3 protein-coding genes are annotated in these 1584 nt (G+C 43.9%); 1 reads left to right on the top strand and 2 read right to left on the bottom strand.

Annotated features, from left to right (window positions below):
- A partial coding sequence (locus A3766_RS03265) for an HD domain-containing protein (RefSeq protein ID WP_156508649.1) occupies nt 1-596 on the top strand: 596 nt, incomplete at its 5' end.
- Here A3766_RS03265 and A3766_RS03260 read toward each other — a convergent pair.
- Together A3766_RS03260 and secB are read right to left on the bottom strand one after the other, a co-directional pair.
- A complete protein-coding gene (locus A3766_RS03260) occupies nt 566-1054 on the bottom strand; it encodes a tRNA (cytidine(34)-2'-O)-methyltransferase (protein WP_068511345.1) in 489 nt (162 codons plus the stop codon). The two genes, A3766_RS03265 and A3766_RS03260, sit on opposite strands and share 31 nt — an antisense overlap.
- Before the next feature lie 105 nt (nt 1055-1159).
- Nucleotides 1160-1584: protein-export chaperone SecB (gene secB, locus A3766_RS03255; RefSeq protein ID WP_068641670.1), on the bottom strand; the 425-nt coding region annotated here is incomplete at its 5' end.

Below are 1584 nucleotides of genomic sequence, written 5' to 3'. Positions count from 1 at the left end.
AGCCAGAAAAGTACCACCCAGAAATCGACTGTGGCATCCACGCTCTCATGTCCTTGGAGCAAGCTAGTCAACTAAGCCAATCAAAACAAGTTCGCTTTGCTGCTCTTACACACGACTTGGGAAAAGCTTGTACCGCCCCTGAAAAATGGCCAAGCCATCATGGCCATGAGCGCCTAGGTTTAGAGCCGATAAAGAAGCTCTGTGAACGAAATCGAGTACCGAATGAATACCGAGACCTGGCATGTTTATGCAGTGAATATCACACGCACATCCATAAAGCTTTTGAGTTAAGAAGTGAAACCATTCTGAAAGTTTTAAAGCAGTGCGACGCCTTTAGACGCCCTGAGCGCTTTGCAGAAATATTACTGTGCAGCAAGGCAGACTCACGAGGTAGGACCGGGTTTGAAAAGGCGCAATACCAACAAGCAGATCTTTTTAGCCGGATATTACACACTCTCAGCTTAATCACCACAAAAGAGATCGTTGCCGAGGGCTACAAAGGGAAAGAAATTGGCGAGCAGCTAGACCGTTTACGAAAAGAAAAAATAAAGCAGATAAAAAGCACTTATGAAGGAGAAAACTCGCCCACTAGCTGAGCATTTTTAAATCCGCACTGACGCCAAGCCTCATAACTTATGATTGCCACTGCATTGGACAAGTTTAGGCTTCTGCTATCGACCATCATTGGAATGCGGATTCTGTGTTCTGACTGAATACTCGCTAAAACTGAATCGGGCAGCCCTGCCGTTTCAGAACCAAACAATAATACGTCACCTTCCTGGTAAGTGAGCTGATCATGAGGCCCACTCCCCTTAGTTGTACATGCAATAATTCGCCGCCCTTCAACAGCCTCAAGAAAAGAAGCATAGTCCTTATGGCGCGTTACGTTTGCCATATCTCGATAGTCCAGACCCGCACGTCGAAGTTTCTTTTCTTCTAGATCAAACCCCAATGGCTCGATTAAATGAAGATAACAACCGTTGTTCGCAACCAGACGAATTATATTACCTGTATTGGGGGCGATCTGAGGTTCATAGAGTGCGATATGGAACATATATTTAATATCAACCAAATAGGGAAAATAGAAATAACAAAAAAATGCGCTCAAACAAAAAAGCAGTGCGACATAGCACTGCTTTCTTCTTTCATAACAAGAGGCTTAGTGAGTAGACTCACTACCCGCTTTTTTCTCAGCCGCTTCTTGCGCTTCTTTTTGCTTCTTCATTACAGCTTGAGCAAAGATAGCATCGAAGTTAACCGGTGCAACCATCATTGCCGGGAAGCTACCTTTAACGACAACTGTGTCAATAGTTTCACGCATGTAAGGGAATAGAAGATTTGGGCAAAACGCATTTAGCGCTTGTGCCAATTGAATACCTTCTAGACCTTCAAGCTTAAAGATGCCCGCTTGCTGAACTTCAACAATGTAAGCCGTCATACCTTCGACTGAAACGGTAAAAGTAGCTGAAACAACTACTTCATAGTGATCTTCACCTAAACCAGCATTTTTAGTATTGAGATCCATTTTCACTTCTGGCTTCCATTGTTTCTGGAAAACCATGGGTGAGTTCGGTGACTCAAAGG

The organism is Oleiphilus sp. HI0132, assembly GCF_001635845.1.
Note: the sequence above shows the minus strand (reverse complement) of the source record. Positions and strands in the feature narration are given on the sequence as shown.

Bases quoted from the DNA above. Each gene is read 5' to 3' on its own strand.
- A3766_RS03260 (WP_068511345.1), bottom strand. From the start codon at position 1,054: ATGTTCCATATCGCACTCTATGAACCTCAGATCGCCCCCAATACAGGT.